A 15,970-nucleotide genomic window follows, 5' to 3' on the forward strand; every position below is an offset into this window, starting at 1 on the left:
GCGTCCCACTGGCCCTTCGAGTCCTGGGGACGATTCCTGCCCGAGCACACCACCGCGGTCAGCATGCTCGACCGACTCCTGCACCACTGCCACACCATCGTCACCGACGGCGACTCCTACCGCATGAGACAGGCCCGAGCGAAGGGAGGAACCCGACTCAACACCCACTGAACCTCAGCGGAGGGTGGGGACTTTCAGTTGGCCACCAGCGGGGACCGCAACATGGCCATTGACACGCACTCCGTCATGAGCTTCGCACGTTCGCGCTGCCTTCGGTGTTCAAAGCCTGACCAGAGCTGGGCGGCCCGCGACCTCTTGGTGAACTCGGAAGGCACACGCTCATTCGTCACTTGACGAATCCCGCAGCCGTGAATACATTGTGAGACACCAAAGTTCAATATTATTCCTAGCGGGGGCGTCAGAGCGGGAGGCACAGTGAGCGAATCGATCGCCCACGGCGACGAGCGAGAGTTGCGCGCTGCCCTCGGTCTGCGGCAGCCGCGCACAGCAGAGGAGCACCGCATGACTGGGTCTGACGTTCGCGACGTGGCATTGGTAACCGGGGCATCGTCCGGCATCGGCGTCGAGATCGCGAGGCTCCTCGCAAGCCGTGGCCACAACTTGGTTCTCGCCGCGCGCCGGACCGAGCTCATGGAGGACCTCGCCCAACGCCTACGTAATTCGCACGGCGTCGACGTTCTTGTTCTGGCTTGCGACCTCAGCCTGCCGGGCGCAGCTCGCAGTCTGCATAAACAGGTCGTGGACAGTGGTCGACAAGTGACGCTGCTGGTCAACAACGCCGGCGCGACGCTCGAAGGTCGATACCTCGACTTCGCCACCGCCGAGCAAACGGGCTCGGTCAATCTCTTGGCGGTCAACCCTGCCGAACTGATCCACTGCTGCTTGCCGGCAATGCTTGAGCGCGGCGACGGACGGGTTCTCACAATCTCTTCGCTCGGGGCCTACTGGCCATGCCTTCCTGGTATCACCGTCTACGCCGGATCGAAGGCGCTCGTGGTGAACCTGACCCGAACCCTCGACGCCGAGTACCGGGGTAGCGGCGTACGTTTCAGTGCCACCGTCCCGTTCACGACGGACACGGCGTTTATCGACACGCCGACCAACCGCGAGATAGTGGGCCGAATGCCGCGGTTCATGATTCAAACCCCAGCGGACGTCGCTCGCATCGCCATCGACGGGGTCGACGCCGGTCGCATTGTGCAGCACACATCCGTCGTCAACCGACTGCTCGCCGGGATCCTCAAGACGCTGCCGCCAGCTCTGGTCGCGCGCGCCATCATTGCGTTCATGTCGCTTGGACGTGACGACATCAAGGCCTCCAGGAGCTAATGCTCCGGGTCTCACAGCCGCTGGCTCGCTGCTCGCCGTGCTGCACGCCCGTACACCAAAGAGAAAGGCCCGGAGTTCCACGGGATTCCTGGCCTTTCGAACTCCCGTTGATCGGTCGCAATCTCGCTTTGCGCGGCAAATCAGCGGCAACCGCCGCCGCGACGGAACTGGCCGTCGATTGACGATCTCGGACGTTAGCGGACGTGGGGTTGGCCGACGTCCACAGATCCACCAGTCACCCAGTCCACGGGACGTGGCGTGGCGGCGGGAAAAGGCCGGCAACCCGCGACTCGACTACGGCACCTGCCCGAAATGCAAGCAATACACGCTCCTTCCAACGGGCAACTGCAGCGGCAAGTGCGACGACTAAAGCCTCTTGCGGGTCGGGCCAATCGACCTCAGTCGGCCGGAGGGTAGCGTGAGTTGGCGAGCAATCATCTGGCAGGACTTCTCGACGGAACGTCCAACGAGGTTCGAAGTTTGGACTCCATGACATGCACGTCGCTGGCGGGGCCGGCCGACGTGACCGAGTCAAGACTTGCCGTGTGCCGTACCAATTCGTGTCCCAGGCTGGGTGAGGGAAGTGTTCCTGGCGAGGCTCAGCGCTGGCGACGGGCGGGACGCCCTCTTCGTGCGGGCGGAAGTACGTTTTCTTGGCGCGCACGCTGAATACGCTTGGCTGCCGCCGACGGCGAGATGCCGAAGTGCTTGCTCACCGCGAGCGTCGTACTCTGCTCGGCTTCAACTGCAGCCTCACAGACGGCTACCAGCTCCGCAAGGGCCACCCCAGCTCGATCCTTCGGTGCAAGCCATGTGGCAGCCGCTTTCTCATTGCCAGGCCGATTGATCAGGCCGACTCGTTGAGAGTATCGAAGTAGTGACGACGCATCTCTGGGATCAAAGCGCCCACTGATCTCCACACCTTGGAGTTGAGCGCAGTCCCAGTGCCACTTGCGGCCTCCGGCAGATGGGCGGCGAGGCGGCGGCCCTCACGCGGCAGCCGGACGGAGCGGACACCCGATCCGACGACCTCCTGCCGCTCGCCAACGAGCCCGAAAGTCGCTTTGACCAGCCATCGGTGTCCGTCGCTACCGCCCCAGATGCCCTCATAGGGTCCAACCTCGATCGGTCTTTCCAGCTCAGCCATGTGGAGAATCACCCTTCACTTGACGTTAGTACGCGAGATTCACCGCGCGGAAGGAGTCGATTCGTCGCCAAGCATCCGCCTCATGCGGTCGATCTCCTCGACCTGAACGAACGCCATCCGCTGAGCCATCTCCTTGACTGCCGGCGTCGATGCACGCTTGGCAGCGTCGGTGGCCATGATGACTCCGCCTTGGTGGTGGCGGATCATCAGGCGCAAGAACAACGTCGCCTGTGCCGATCCGGTGAGTTCATTCAACTCGTTGAGCTTGGCTTGCGTCGCCATGCCGGGCATGACTGTCTCGTCCGGTGACGTGGTCTCGTGGGACGGATGGGAACCGTGGGATCCGGTGCGGCCCGGCCCCTCGTGCATCCACTCCATTGGGGCCGCAGCCCCCATCAGCGGTTCACCCCACGCCATCAGAAGCCCTTGCAGCTGACCGATCTCCATGAGCTGGTTGGACCTGATCTGCTCAGCCAACAGCCGCAGTCGCGGGTTGTCTTGGTGCGCGAGGGTGTCCGACATCGTGACGGCCTGTTGGTGGTGCGAAATCATGTCTTGGGCAAAGCCGACATCGACGGCAGATGGGCGTCCTTCGACCGGCCCGTCGTCTGTGAGCCGGCCACCGAGGACAGCCGCGACGACGCCAGCGGCCAAGGCCCCGACGATCAGACGGCGTCTCGCCCTCGGGTGCATGAGGAATCACTGTCCGGAGACGCCGTTGGTGAAGCGAAGGACCATGAAGCCGTTGTCCTGGCAGGTCACCCACAGCTGGTCGGAACGGACAAACCGGGGTGGTGAACTGCACCAGTCCGCGGTCAGGTTCGCCGGCTTCAAGGCTTCGGCCAGGCGGAACGGGTCGCCGATGTTTCCGTTGGCGATGTCGGAGAGCGCGAGCCCGCTGAGCCGTCCCGTAACGATGCCTGCGGCGTGCTCGGAGCCTTGGAGGCGCTGGCTTTGGCCGACCTGGGCGGGCGGGTTGAAGTACGCGATCTCCTTCGGGGCCGACAGCTCCGTGATGTCGAAGACCCGTACGCCGGAGTTGAAGAACCCACAGGCGAGCCGGCTGGGCTCGTACTCGCGGTTGACCGAGCAGTAGTGGGCGTCGTAGCCGAACAGCCCGTTTCCGGTCGTGTCCGCTCGTCGCTCGGCGGCGTGGGCTGGAGTGTTGATCTCGAGTCGCAGCCGGTCGGTGACCACCGGGTCGCGTTCGTCGCTGATGTCGATGAACTTGACCCCACCCGAACCGAACTCGTCGACTGCGATCAGGTAGGGCCTGCCGTCCTTCGTGATCGGAATCGTGTGCTGTGTGATCACCCCATCGGACCAAGTGACCGAACCGACGTGCCTCAGGACGGGCAGCGGGTCGCGTCGCTGGATGGCGCTGGTGTCGATGATGTCCACCCCGGCCGGCGCCAGCCGGGTGATGTACATCCGGTTGCCGTCCCCGCTGAACGAGAAACCGTGGTTGGCCGGGACCCCGGCGACCCCGGTGTACACGATCCGCGGTCGATGAGGGTTGGTGGTGTCGATGGCCGTGATCGACCCGGCGACCAGCCCGCTGGCGTAGTACGTGCGACCATCCGGAGCCCAGTTCCCTTCGTGGCCGAGGACGTTGGCAGGCAGGGTGAGCTTGGTGCCGTTGAAGGAGTTGAGGAGTCGAGGTTTCGAACAGTCCTCGGACACGTCGTACACGTCGAAGAAGAGTCCGGACAGCGCCGGCCCCACGGAGACACCTGCGAGGAGCTTCCTCGATTCGTTGACTTTGAGCGTTTCCCACGTGTCGGTCAACATCGCGGGGCTGTCAAGGTTGCCGCTCAGTTCCGGAGCCCGCGGGTCGGACACGTCGACGACCTGGGTGCCCGGAGACTTCTTCGTCAGAAGCCCGCCGAGCGACGTTCCCATGTACGCGCAGTCGCCATACGACGGGTTGACCCACGTGGCGCCTTCGCCTTGGTATTGCCCGATGAGTGCCAGGTTGCAGGAATAACCTTCCCGGCTCCTGCCGTTGCGGCGTTCTCTCAGGGGAACCTGGCCCTGCACACCGGTCTCGGGCCTCGAACCCGGACCGCAGTCAGCGCGCTCGGGGACCCCTTGGGCAGCAGGTGGCTGGCCCGATCGCTCTTCTTCGGAGTGCGCCGAGGTCTGTGTGCACGCCAAGGCGAGCAGCGCGCCAACGAGAACGGCCGCCTTCCGAGGTTCGGCCAGTCGATCAAAGGTGACTGGCCGATCGCCGTCCACTCTCATTGGCCACCGCAGCGCGAGCAGCGGAACTCCTCGTCGACCGCATCGTCGAGGGTCATGATTTCAACTTGCTTCGGTCACGAGGGAGCAGTCCGGCCGGTGATAGCGCCAGCGCCCTGGCCACACCGCAACGTCGGGGTCTATGCCGCAGCACGTCGCGACTCGTCGTTGATGGCCCGGGCGACGAGCACGGTCATGACGACGATCCAGCCGAAGAAGGCTCCGATCGCGACGTAGAACGCCACGAACCCGTTCCAGGCGAACGGCCCGCTCTTGAAGAACATGATCAGTCCTGCCGGGGCGACCGCCAGGGCTGCCCAGACGTTGAAGTACCCGGCCCACCGGGGGAAGACCGGCACCTCGTGAGGGTCACGCAGGATGGCCACCGCGACGGCCGCGCACCACAACACGAACGGCGGGAACGGGATCAGGAACAGGAACCACGCGAGGTCGTTGAGCATCTGGACGGTGTCAGCCTGGTAGTCGGACGGCCGGAAAGCGGCAATCGCCCAGATGATCGCGGACAGCATCACGTATGCGGTGACAAGGATTCCGCAGGCAAGTTGCGCGTAGGTGAGGACCGGGAAGCGCCCCTCGGTCCGCCGGAGCTGAGCGGAGATCGTGACTGCCCAGGGTGCGATGAGCCCACCGCCGAGCATGCACAGCAACATCCCCACCCGAATGCGGGTCGTGTCCTCCTGGAACACCGCCGCGACCGCCGCCGCATCTCTCTGGGGGTCCGGCGGTGGTAGCCAGCCCGCGAGGATGAACCCTGCACCGAACACAACCATGAACAACGGCCCGCAGCCGAGGCACAGACGTTGAGCGATCCGGTCCATCGGCCAGTCCGTCCGATTCTTCAGGTTGGCTGCGTCGAGACCCTCGGGGAGCTCCACCAGATTGCTCGATTCCGTCGACCCGGAACTCGTCACTGGCACACCTCCGGCGTGTCGCATATCAGCTCGACTCCAGCATCCGGAAGTCCGACGCGCCGTGGGCGAAGACAGTCGGATACACGATGCCGGGTTCGTGGGCACACACCTTTGGAATCCCCTGAATCATCGTGAGTGCGGTGATGTACCAGGTGGCGGTGGTCCGGTCCTCCGGGTCGAACGCGGTGGTGCGCACTTCGAAGCTGCTCGTCAGCGAGGCCGGGGAACCGTCGATCCGGATCTCCCACGTGTTGTCATTCTTCCCGGTGAACGGTGATGTCCGATCGGCGAGGAACCAGTAGGTCTTGATCGACAGCTTCACGACACCGTCGACGTAGCCCCGGAAGTGATGCATCTGCGCTTTGACATGGCCTTTCGGCACAACCAGGTCGATCCGATCGCCGCGTTGCGTGTCGAAGACCAGCTCCTCGTCGGTGGCGTAGAAGGTGGCGTCTCGTTCGAACTTCTCCAGCGGTTTGCCGTACAGCGCGGTGCTGGCGAAGGAGAGGCTCTCCACGAAGTATCGCTCGTCCCACACTGCGGCGAGCGTCTTCAGCTCGGCCGCGTCCTGCGGCGAAAGCGCGAAGCCACACCCGGTGAGGAATTCCGGGGAGGACCCGCTTCCCTCACAGTCGGCGTACTCGCTCAGCTCGACGTAGTCCACGTCGGTGCACATGCCGGTCAAGGTCAGTGCGACCCGCTCGAACCAGAATCCTGGGTTCTCTCCGGTGCCGAACAAGGAGCTGTTGCCATTGCGGCAGGCTTTCTCGAACTTGGCCAAGTAGTCCGCGCCCTGAGCGGGCAGGTAGTGATATGTGGTGGCGCTGATGACGTTCTTGCCGGATTCGAGCAGACTGATCACATCCCGATCCATCTGCTCGGCAATCTGCGGAAACGGGAACATCCCCGCCCACAGGACGCAGTCCGCGTCCATGTCGATGACCGTCTGCTTGTCCGCGTACGCCGTCACCGCGACCCCCACCGGCGGCTGGCCGACAAGTTCTCCGATGTCCCGGCCGATCGACTCGGCTCCGTAACCCACGGCGGCCACGACATCGAACTCCGGCCGCCGCAACAGTTCGCGCAGCGCGGCACGTCCCAGGGCACCAGGGCCCCACAGGATCACCCGGTATGGATCACGCATTTTTTGGTCTCCTCTTCCACGGCCTTTCCCGGCCCGGTCTATAGACTGTGTCTGCTGTCTATCGTTCGATAAACAGCGCCTGCTGTCAATAGGCTGCGGGCCATCCAACCTGAAAGGCTGGAGCGATGACCACGCCGATGACATCCGCGAGCCCTCAGACGCCGGCCCCGCCACGGACGAGGCGGCCGCGACGGACCACACCCGAGGTCAAGCGGCTGATACTGCAGTCAGCACGGGAGGCGTTCCAGCGCCACGGCTACGCCAACACCCGCACCAGGGACATCGCCGCACAGGCCGACGTAGTCGAGAAGGTCATCTTCCGGCATTTCGGCTCGAAGGCGGGGTTGTTCGAGGCCGCCGTCGTGGACACGGTGGCCGGCTTCCTGCGCGAGCACATCGCGAGCTGGCAGGGCTACTTCGACCAGGAGCACACCGACGTCCGCGCCCCCACCGCAGCCTTCATCGCGGGCCTCTACGACGTCCTGCACGACAACCGCGGACTGCTGGCCGCCTACCTGGCGGCCGCCTCATTCGACACCGGCACCGAAGGTGAATACAGCCGATCCCGCGACCTGCTCGGCACGGCCCTGCAACCCCTCGACGAACTCTCCCGCCGAGAACAGCCCATCGCAGGTTTCGGCCCCATCAACATTGTGGTCACCATCCGCGCCACGTTCGGCATGCTCCTGTCCCTGGCCGTGTACGGCGACCTGCTGTTCCCCTCGACCGGACGACCGAGCCGCCAGGAGATCGTCGACGAGTGCCTGGCACTGGTCTTCGACGGGTGGGACCACCGCAGCGGGCCGCCTGCGGAGGACAGCGACGACTGACGCGCAGCATGAATGCCCGCAGCGTGGTATCTCTGGATCCTGAGCTCACGACGAAGTCCGTGAGGCGCGCCCTGAAGACGGTCGGCGGCAGTGCCGCCCCGCTGCAGGTGCGATCGGCCGACGCGGCCTGGCCGCCGTCTGGTTCGGCTTGGCCGAACTGATTGGGCGTGGCGATCCGCTACCTTGTTGCCCAGTTCTTCGACGGCTAGCGCGCCGACGGCGTCACTGGGGTCTCGCGCCGCAACGAGCGCAAGTCGGGCGCCCAGTGCGTCTCCGGCCGGACCGGACCGAGCCATCCGGGCTCGGCGTCAAGGACCCTCGGGATGGACTGCAGGCACGCGGCGATGACGCCGTAGTAGCCGGGCTCGGAGCTCGGGTCGCCCGGTACGACCTTCGGAAGCTCTTCGTCGAGCGAGCCCAGGATCGAGATGCCCATCACGACCGACGGCGTGCCTTCGATCCTCACGACGTAGTAGTGAGCCGGATCCATCCCCGCCGGAACCATCTCGGCCCGGCCCATCATCCAGTTGACCTCGGCGGTGACGATAGGCTTGTCCTCACCCGCTCGGTAACCGTGCCACGTGTGGGTGAGGCGTCCGATCGTGCCCGCCGGCACGTCGAGCGACCAGAACGAAAGGTCGACCGGCGCGGCAGCGTACTCGTGCGCTGATTCGGTGCGGTCGAGCTCGACGCCCAGACCGGATGCAAGACCGTACAGGTTCTGCAGGCAGTAGTTGTCAGTCATCTGCGCGACCGCCGGGTTGGACTCCATGACATCGGGGTCCTGGCCGAACCCGATGACCGTCAGGGTCTTTGCGTCGTACTGGCTCATGTCCCAGTTCTCGTACATCGTGACTCGGTGTACGTCGGTGCAGATCCCGCTGAGCGTCGGCGCCATGCGGTCGGCCACCCACTCGGGATGAATGCCGGTCGACGTGAACGTGGCTCCCCCTTCGGTGGCCGCGGACGTGATGATGTCGACGACGTCTTCCTTCGCGGCCGTCCATGCCATCGCCTCCGGGTGCTGGTACGGGTGCACCGAGACCACGTTGCGACCCCCCTGCAGGAACTTCGCGATCTTGGGCACGTCCCCGTAACGGCCGAAGTCGCGAGCGACGTGCAGCACGACGTCGGCTTCAGTCGCGATCGCCGTGTCGAGGTCGGTCGTCGCCGCCACCCCGGCCGGGGCGCCTGCGCCCCCAACGATCCCGGCGTCCACGCCGTTCTTGTCCGCGGAGTAGGCCAGCACGCCTGCGAGCTCGAACTCCGGCAGGCGCATGATCTCGCGGATCGCTAGGTTCCCGAGGCCACCAGGCCCCCAGACAAGGACGCGGATCGGACTGGTCATGGGTCTCTCCTCTTGCTCTAGCGATGGGCCACGAGAGGCAGGGCCGCCTCGCGCTGCCTAGGGCGCTCGGCTCCGTTCGTGGGGCAGGCGACGTCCGCCATGGTGTGCCGCCCCGAGCGATCCCTTGGGTTCGTTGAGCATCGCTGCGATCGACGTCAGTGGATGCTATTGGGGAATCGAATTTTGCACAATAGCGTCTCATAAATATCCTGCGCGCTCCGCGTGGAGTCCTGCTTCGGTGCCCGAAGTGCGCGGCGTCAGGGCGGTGCGGGTCGAGGTGCCGACGCTCCCACAGGGACAGGAGAACGCCATCACCCTGGCGCCCGGGGTGTTGGCGCACAGGGCCGCGGTGAGCCAGGTCGTGTTCAGGTCGGTCCCGTTTCGCGGCCCGTCCGTCGCGTCGACCAGTCTGGGCGCGCGCACTCGCTCGCCGACCATGTGGCCGCCGACCTCGACCCCCTCCGGGCCAGGTGCAGCTTGGGGTTCACCGTGCCTCCTTGATGAGGTGCATGCTGTCGGACACTATTCTGAGACGATCGATCTTGTAAAGGTTGACATGTGATGCACGGCACCTTAGTTTTCAGGCGCCAGATCTCAGAAATAGATCTCTCGGGCGTTTGGGCTACGACACGAACCGCGGGCACCGCCCGAGTTGAGGGAGAACATGAAGTTGAGGAAGTGGAGTGCCGCCGCGATCAGCGCCGGACTCGTCGTCATGGGACTGGGAGCCTGCGGCGACGACGGGGGAGGCCCGGAGGGAGCACCGGAGATCGCAACGTTCGAGGGAGACCCGATCGTCATCGGGACGATCTGCAGCTGCTCGAGCGACCAATCGGCCGTGCTGGCCGAGTCGACCCAAGGGATCTCGGCCTGGGTCGACAAGGTCAACAAGAGCGGCGGCCTCAACGGCGCGCCCGTCGAGCTCATCGTCAAGGACGACGCGGGTGACCCCGCCAAGGGCCTCCAGATGGCCAAGGAGCTCGTCTCTGAGGGCGCGATCGCGATCGTCGGGATGACGAGCACCACCGACGCCGCATGGCAGACCTACGTCGAGGAGCAGAAGATCCCGGTCGTGGGGGGCCTGTCGAGCGAGGCGACGTTCGTCACGAGCGCCGACTTCTTCCCGTCGGCCGCCAACGCGATCCTGCAGACCTTCGGCGCCGTCCAGGAGGCCAAGGAAGCAGGCGTCACGCGTATCGGCGTCATGTTCTGCGCGGAGACGCCGGTTTGTGCGCAGGTCGACGGGATCGGCCAGGCCTTCACCGCGCAGCTCGGGATCGACTACCAATCGACCAAGATCGCCGCGGCATCGCCTGACTACAACGCGCCGTGCCTGACCTTCAAGGACGACGGCGTCGACGGTCTCTTCATCGCCCACAACTCCAGTGTTGTCCAGCGGGTTGCGGCGAGCTGTGTGCAGAACGACTTCGAGCCCCAACAGGTCTCGCTGATGAACGGTCTCGACAAGGACACGATCGAGGACCCCAACTTCGAGGGAACTGTGCTGTCCGGGGCGATGGCCATGTACACCGATGAGTCCGTGCCCGGCGTGGCGGAGTACCGGGAGGCCATGGAGGCCTACAACCCGGGATTCGTCGACACCGCGGGGTTCAACGCGATCGCGCAGTTCTCCTGGTCGGGCGGCAAGCTGTTCGAGGCCGTTGCGGACGCAGCTGGCCTGGACGCCACTTCCACCTCGGAGGACGTCTACGCGGGTCTCTACGCGCTGAAGGGGGAGACCCTTGGCGGCATGGTGGCTCCGCTGACCTTTGCCGAGGGACAGCCTGCCTTCCCAGCCTGCTACTTCCGGGGCCAGATCACCGGCGGCGACCTCAAGGCGGTCCAGACGGAGCCCGTCTGCCTCGAACCTGCCCAGCTGGAGCAGATGACCGAGCTGCTCTCGCAGCTCGGCTAGTCGATCACCGCGCGCGCGGTCGGTCCGGGAGGGACCGGCCGCGCGCGCGGACTCATCATCAGCAGGGGAGCCGAGATGGCTGAGTACCTACCGTTCATCATTGCCGGCCTCACGGCCGGATCCGTCTACGCACTGGCCGGCATCGGGCTGGTGCTGACGTACAAGACCTCCGGGGTCTTCAACTTCGCCCACGGTGCGCTGGCGACCGTCGCGGCGTACGTCTTCTACGAGCTCTACGTCCTCGGAGGCGTCTCCTGGCCGGTCGCGGCGGCCATCGCGGTCCTCGTGGCAGGGCCCGTGATGGGCGTGCTGCTGGAGCTCATCGCCCGGCGGATCTCCGGATCGGCGCTGGCCCACCAGGTCGCAGCGACCGTCGGCCTGCTGCTGGTGATCCAGGCGGCCACAGAGCTGCAGTACGAGAGCACCGTCGTCCGCGTCGTACCGACCTTCCTGTCCACGGAGACGTTCGTCATCGCCGACACGACCGTGAGAGTGGCCGACGCCACGGTGATCGGCATCTCGGTGGCGGTCACCTTGGCCCTTGCCGCCTTCTTCAAATTCTCCCGCCGCGGCCTCACGATGCGGGCAGTCGTCGACAACCCGGAGCTCTTGTCGCTGTACGGCGTGAGCCCGTTCGCCACCCGTCGGATGTCGTGGGTGCTGGGTGCGGTGCTGGTCTCGGCGTCCGGTGTGCTCTTCGCCCCCCTGCTGCCGCTGAACCCGCTGCAGCTGACGCTCCTGGTGGCTGCCGCGTTCGGCGCCGCGGCGATCGGAGCGTTCAGCAGCCTCTCGCTGACCCTCTTCGGTGGGCTGGCCATCGGTGTCCTCGCGGCCCTGTCGACGAAGTGGTTCACGTCGGGACTGCTGGCCGGGCTACCGGTAGCGCTGCCGTTCCTCGTGCTGTTCGCCGTGATCCTGGTCTTCCCGCGCGGCCGGCTGGTGGGGCGCGCCACCGAGCCGCGGCGGTCAGCCGCCGCGTGGAGCGTTCCCGGTCTGATCCAAGGCGTCGTTGGCCTGCTCGTCCTCGCGGGCTTGTGGTTCGTGCCCTCCTTCGCCGGCGTCCGGTTGACCTCGTGGACGCTCGCGGTGGCGGGGATCGTGGTGTTCCTCTCCCTCAGCCTGCTCGTGCGCACATCGGGCCAGGTGTCCTTGGCGCACGTGTCGTTCACAGCGATCGGCGCCGTCACCCTGTCGCACTTGACCGTCGACAAGGGAATGCCCTGGGTCATCGCCCTCGGCTTGGCGGGCCTGGTGGCCGTTCCGGTCGGTGCCCTCCTCGCAGTGCCCGCGATCCGGTTGACCGGCCTCTACCTGGCCTTGTCGACGTTCGGCTTCGGCATCCTCCTGCAGGGCATGTTCTACACGCAGGACTACATGTTCGGGAGCACGGGCGACGCGCTGGTCGAGCCGCGGCCGGACTGGGGCTTCCTCGACGTCAGCTCGGACTCCGGCTTCTACCGCCTGGTCCTGGTGGTGGCGGCGTTGACGGTGCTGGTGGTGGTGCTCCTCAACCGGTCCCGCATGGGTCGTCTGATGCGCGGCCTGGCCGAGTCGCCGACCGCTGTTGCCACTGCGGGCGCGGAGGTCAACGTCACCCGCGTCTTCGCCTTCTGCCTCTCGGCGTTCTTGGCATCCATCGGCGGCGCGCTGCTGGCGGTGGCCCAGACCAGCGTGTCCGGTACGGCGTACCAGCCGCTCACCTCCCTGGTGTGGTTCGCGCTGATCATCGTGGTCGGTGGCGGACCTTGGGGCGCCGTCGTTGCTTCAGCAGCGTTCTTCCTCGGCCCGGCGTACGTCGACTCCCCGCAGATCACCCACGTGAACCAGCTGCTGTTCGGCGCGGCCGCCGTACTGGTCGCGGTCCTGCCGGCGAGTGCCCGGTCGGTTCCGAGCTCGGTGAGGCGCCTGCTCGATCGGCTGGGCAGGCGGGGGCCGTCCGAGCTGCCGCCCGCGACGTCGGTCGAACGAGCACCGGTGGCGCCGACGGCGCTCGAGGTCCGCGACCTCGAGATCCGCTTCGGCGGGATCCGGGCGGTGAAGGGGATCTCGATCAGCGCGGCCACCGGCGCCGTGACCGGTCTGATCGGTCCCAACGGCGCGGGCAAGACCACCACGTTCAACGCCTGTAGCGGGCTCGTGCGACCCGAGTCAGGGTCGGTTTCGATCGGCGGATCGTCGGTCACGCGCCGCGGCCCTGCCTTCCGGGCTCGCCGTGGCATCGGGCGGACGTTCCAGCGGATGGAGCTGTTCGACTCGCTGACCGTGCGCGAGAACGTCGCGATGGGAGCGGAGGGCGCCAGCGCCGGCCTCAACCCGCTGTCCCACCTCTGGTCCTCACCGGCCCAGGGTCGTGTGGTCCGGGACCGCACGGCGGAGGCGCTCCGACTCTGCGGCCTCGTCGAGCTTGCCGACCGGCAGGCCGGGTCGCTGTCCACCGGGCAGCGCCGTCTCGTCGAGCTGGCGCGCTGCCTGGCCGGCGAGTTCGCGATCTTGCTCCTCGACGAACCCTCGTCCGGGCTCGACCAGGAGGAGACCAGGCACTTCGGTCGGATCCTCCGGAGGGCGGTTGCGGAGCGAGGTGTCGGGATCCTCCTCGTCGAGCACGACATGCCCCTGGTCATGGACATCTGCGACTACATCTACGTGCTCGACTTCGGCGACCTGATCTTCGAGGGCACGCCGACGGAGGTGTCCCGGTCCTCGGTGGTCAGGGCTGCCTATCTCGGGGACGCGGAGGGGCTCGACGAAGGGCTCGACGAGGCTGCCGAGCTGGAGGTGATGGCATGAGTGCCGCGAACGCCGCTGCGCTCGAGCTCCGCGGAGTCTCGGCCAGGTACGGGCCCTCGGTCGTGCTGCGTGACGTCGACCTGTCGGTGCGCCCGGGCGAGACGGTCGCGTTGCTGGGGCCAAACGGCGCGGGGAAGACCACCCTCCTGAGGTCTGCCGCCGGCTTGCCGGTTGGCGTGAGCGGCTCGGTCTACCTCGGGGGATCCGACGTCACGCGCGCCCGGTCGCACCGCCGGTCGCGGGCCGGCCTGTGCCTGGTCCCGGAGGGGCGGGCCATCTTCCCGAACCTCACGGTCGCCGAGAACATCCGGTTGCACGGGAGGAGCGGCCGCGAGGCGGCGGAACGGGTCTTCGAGGCGTTCCCGATCCTCGCCGAGCGGCGCAGCCAGCGTGCTGGGCTGATGTCCGGCGGTCAGCAGCAGATGCTGGCGCTGGCGCGCTGCTTGACGACCGATCCTCAGGTCGTGCTGCTCGACGAGGTGTCGATGGGCCTCGCGCCGAGGATCGTCGACGAGATCTTCGACGCGCTCCAGCTGCTCGCCCGATCGGGGGTCGCGATCCTCCTGGTCGAGCAGTACGTCGGCAAGGCCCTCGCGATGGCTGACCGGGTCTACGTCCTCGACCGGGGTCGGATCAGCTGGACCGGTACGCCGTCCGAGACCTCGGAGGACGACCTGATGAACCGCTACCTCTCGGTCGACGCCGGGTCGTAGGCGAGGTCGCAGGACCTAGTCCGATCCGAGGAGAAGGGCGCGCAGCCGGTCGAGATCCTCCGGTGCGACGCCGTGGTCGGTCAGGTAGGAGCAGGCGTCGCCCGCGACCTCCCGGACCAGCGCGAGCACGCGCAGCATCTCGCCGACGTCGGAGCCGGTCAGGCTGGTGAGGTCGACCCGCGCGTTGTGGCCGTCCGCATTGAGGTAGGCGAAGAACGCCGGCGTGAGGTTGTCTGCGGTCGCGGCGTAGTCCGCGGCGACATCGCTGTCGGCAACGCCGAGGGCGCTGAGGACGAGGCCGATAACGACCCCGGTGCGGTCCTTGCCGGCGGCGCAGTGCACGAGCGCCGGCAGGGCGCCAGGTCGACACAGCTCCGAGACCACCTCGGCGATCGGAACGCCCAGCTCCAGGACCATTGCTCGGTACAGCTCACGGAGCGACGCGGCCTTGGCCGGGTCGGCTGCGACCAACGGCCCGAGGCCGAGGGGGATCGGCATCACTCGGCGGACCTTGCCCTCGGCCGACGAGGGGCGTAGGTCGCGCTCCTCCGCCTCTCGGAGATCGATCACGGTGGCGAGGGCGAGTGCGTCGAGCTCCGCCCGGTCCTCCTCGTCCAGCACCGGCAGGTCGGACCGGTAGAGCAGTCCACGGCGTACGCGCAGCCCCTCCGCGGTGACGTGGCCGCCCACGTCCCGACAGTTCCGCGATCTGCCGAAGGGCACCGGGCCGCCCTGGTTGTCGATCGTGGTCACACTCCCACGCCCTCGAACAGGCGAGGCTGGCGTTCAGACGGCTGCACCGACGGCGTCACGACCGAGCGCGGCACCTCGCCCGCCCCGCAGCGCGACCTCGCGGTCGACGGCCTTCAGGGTGAGGATAGAAAACACCAGGATCCACGCGAAGAACACGATCATCGGCACGTAGAAGACCAGGACCCCGTCCTGCGACATCGGGCCGGTCTTGAAGAACAGCAAGAGGCACGCCTCGACCATGAAGACGCTCGTGAAGAGGTTGAGGTACGCGGACCATCGCGGGAACGGCGCCCGGCCGGACTTGTCGAGGAGCGTCGTGGCAGCGAGGGCGAGCTGGAAGAGCGCGAACGGTGCACCGGTGAAGAGCACGCCCAGCCAGCCGAGGTCGTTCAATGCCTGGGTCACCTCGGGGCTGGTCTCTCCTGGGCGCCACGCGGCGGCGCCGAAGAAGAACCCGATGAACATCACGACGACGACCTCGCACGCCACGGAGACGACCATGATGTTGAAGAGGATCGGCCACTGTCGTTCGCGCGGCCGGACCAGCTGCGTGATCGCCATGCTCCACGTGGTGTAGAGGATGCTCGAGAAGATGAAGATCACGGTCGCGATGCGGATGCCGGTCAGGTGCGCTTCGTAGTCGGCGACCACCTTTGCCGCCGAGTCCGCGGCCGAGGGCGGCAGGATGTAGTGGCCGTGCGCCACAACAAAGGCGGCGAACGGCCAGAAGAAGGCGAAGGCGAAACCGGTCCAGGCGCAGAACTTGATGACCCGTGGGTCGAATCCGTCGGTGTACATGGCGTCTTCCTA

Annotated in this window: 13 protein-coding genes; 6 read left to right on the top strand and 7 right to left on the bottom strand. The window is 66.6% G+C overall.

The annotated features are described in order from the left end of the window. Window positions 1-171: ATP-binding protein (locus tag D0Z08_RS33640; RefSeq protein ID WP_182481134.1), on the top strand; the 171-nt coding region annotated here is incomplete at its 5' end. A 264-nt stretch (window positions 172-435) separates the two neighbouring features. Then, window positions 436-1,350 carry an SDR family NAD(P)-dependent oxidoreductase gene (locus tag D0Z08_RS03700; RefSeq protein ID WP_147381305.1) on the top strand — a complete coding sequence of 305 codons (915 nt, stop codon included), beginning with the start codon at window positions 436-438 and terminating at the stop codon, window positions 1,348-1,350. Window positions 1,351-2,536: 1,186 nt separating this feature from the next. Here the strand turns inward: D0Z08_RS03700 and D0Z08_RS03705 are convergent. The 4 genes from D0Z08_RS03705 to D0Z08_RS03720 all read right to left on the bottom strand — a co-directional run bounded on the left by D0Z08_RS03705 (window position 2,537) and on the right by D0Z08_RS03720 (window position 6,814). Beyond that, window positions 2,537-3,151 (bottom strand): DUF305 domain-containing protein, encoded by a 615-nt coding sequence (locus tag D0Z08_RS03705; protein WP_182481135.1) that lies wholly within the window; start codon window positions 3,149-3,151, stop codon window positions 2,537-2,539. Window positions 3,152-3,196: 45 nt separating this feature from the next. Further along, on the bottom strand, window positions 3,197-4,399 hold the full coding sequence (locus D0Z08_RS03710; protein WP_118922819.1) for an LVIVD repeat-containing protein: 1,203 nt from the start codon (window positions 4,397-4,399) through the stop codon (window positions 3,197-3,199). A gap of 479 nt (window positions 4,400-4,878) precedes the next feature. After that, window positions 4,879-5,634, bottom strand: a complete 756-nt coding sequence (locus D0Z08_RS03715) for a hypothetical protein (RefSeq protein ID WP_118922821.1) — start codon at window positions 5,632-5,634, stop codon at window positions 4,879-4,881. A 61-nt stretch (window positions 5,635-5,695) separates the two neighbouring features. Continuing rightward, window positions 5,696-6,814, bottom strand: coding sequence for a hypothetical protein (locus tag D0Z08_RS03720; protein ID WP_147381306.1), 1,119 nt, complete (start codon window positions 6,812-6,814; stop codon window positions 5,696-5,698). A 125-nt stretch (window positions 6,815-6,939) separates the two neighbouring features. On the opposite strand from D0Z08_RS03720, the gene D0Z08_RS03725 reads away from it, so the two are divergent. Continuing rightward, complete coding sequence (locus D0Z08_RS03725; RefSeq protein WP_118922825.1) at window positions 6,940-7,644, top strand: TetR/AcrR family transcriptional regulator; 705 nt, start codon at window positions 6,940-6,942, stop codon at window positions 7,642-7,644. A 205-nt stretch (window positions 7,645-7,849) separates the two neighbouring features. Here the strand turns inward: D0Z08_RS03725 and D0Z08_RS03730 are convergent, their stop codons facing one another. Beyond that, window positions 7,850-8,992 (bottom strand): hypothetical protein, encoded by a 1,143-nt coding sequence (locus D0Z08_RS03730; protein WP_118922827.1) that lies wholly within the window; start codon window positions 8,990-8,992, stop codon window positions 7,850-7,852. A 664-nt stretch (window positions 8,993-9,656) separates the two neighbouring features. Between D0Z08_RS03730 and D0Z08_RS03735 the strand changes: the two genes are divergently transcribed. The 3 genes from D0Z08_RS03735 to D0Z08_RS03745 all read left to right on the top strand — a co-directional run bounded on the left by D0Z08_RS03735 (window position 9,657) and on the right by D0Z08_RS03745 (window position 14,407). Next, window positions 9,657-10,907, top strand: a complete 1,251-nt coding sequence (locus tag D0Z08_RS03735) for an ABC transporter substrate-binding protein (RefSeq protein ID WP_118922829.1) — start codon at window positions 9,657-9,659, stop codon at window positions 10,905-10,907. Between the two features lie 75 nt (window positions 10,908-10,982). Beyond that, entirely contained in the window at window positions 10,983-13,694 is a 2,712-nt protein-coding gene (locus D0Z08_RS03740; protein ID WP_118922831.1) for a branched-chain amino acid ABC transporter permease/ATP-binding protein, read from the top strand. Further along, entirely contained in the window at window positions 13,691-14,407 is a 717-nt protein-coding gene (locus D0Z08_RS03745; protein WP_118922833.1) for an ABC transporter ATP-binding protein, read from the top strand. The genes D0Z08_RS03740 and D0Z08_RS03745 overlap by 4 nt, the downstream gene beginning before the upstream one ends. Before the next feature lie 15 nt (window positions 14,408-14,422). On the opposite strand, the gene D0Z08_RS03750 is transcribed toward D0Z08_RS03745, so the two are convergent. Next, complete coding sequence (locus tag D0Z08_RS03750) at window positions 14,423-15,160, bottom strand: tyrosine-protein phosphatase (RefSeq protein WP_118922835.1); 738 nt, start codon at window positions 15,158-15,160, stop codon at window positions 14,423-14,425. 33 nt (window positions 15,161-15,193) lie between these two features. Then, the gene (locus D0Z08_RS03755) at window positions 15,194-15,958 is read right to left on the bottom strand and encodes a hypothetical protein (protein ID WP_118922837.1); all 765 of its coding nucleotides are present in this window, start codon (window positions 15,956-15,958) and stop codon (window positions 15,194-15,196) included. Window positions 15,959-15,970 lie beyond the last annotated feature (12 nt).

The sequence above is a fragment of the Nocardioides immobilis genome (assembly GCF_003515065.1).
GTDB lineage: Bacteria > Actinomycetota > Actinomycetes > Propionibacteriales > Nocardioidaceae > Nocardioides > Nocardioides immobilis.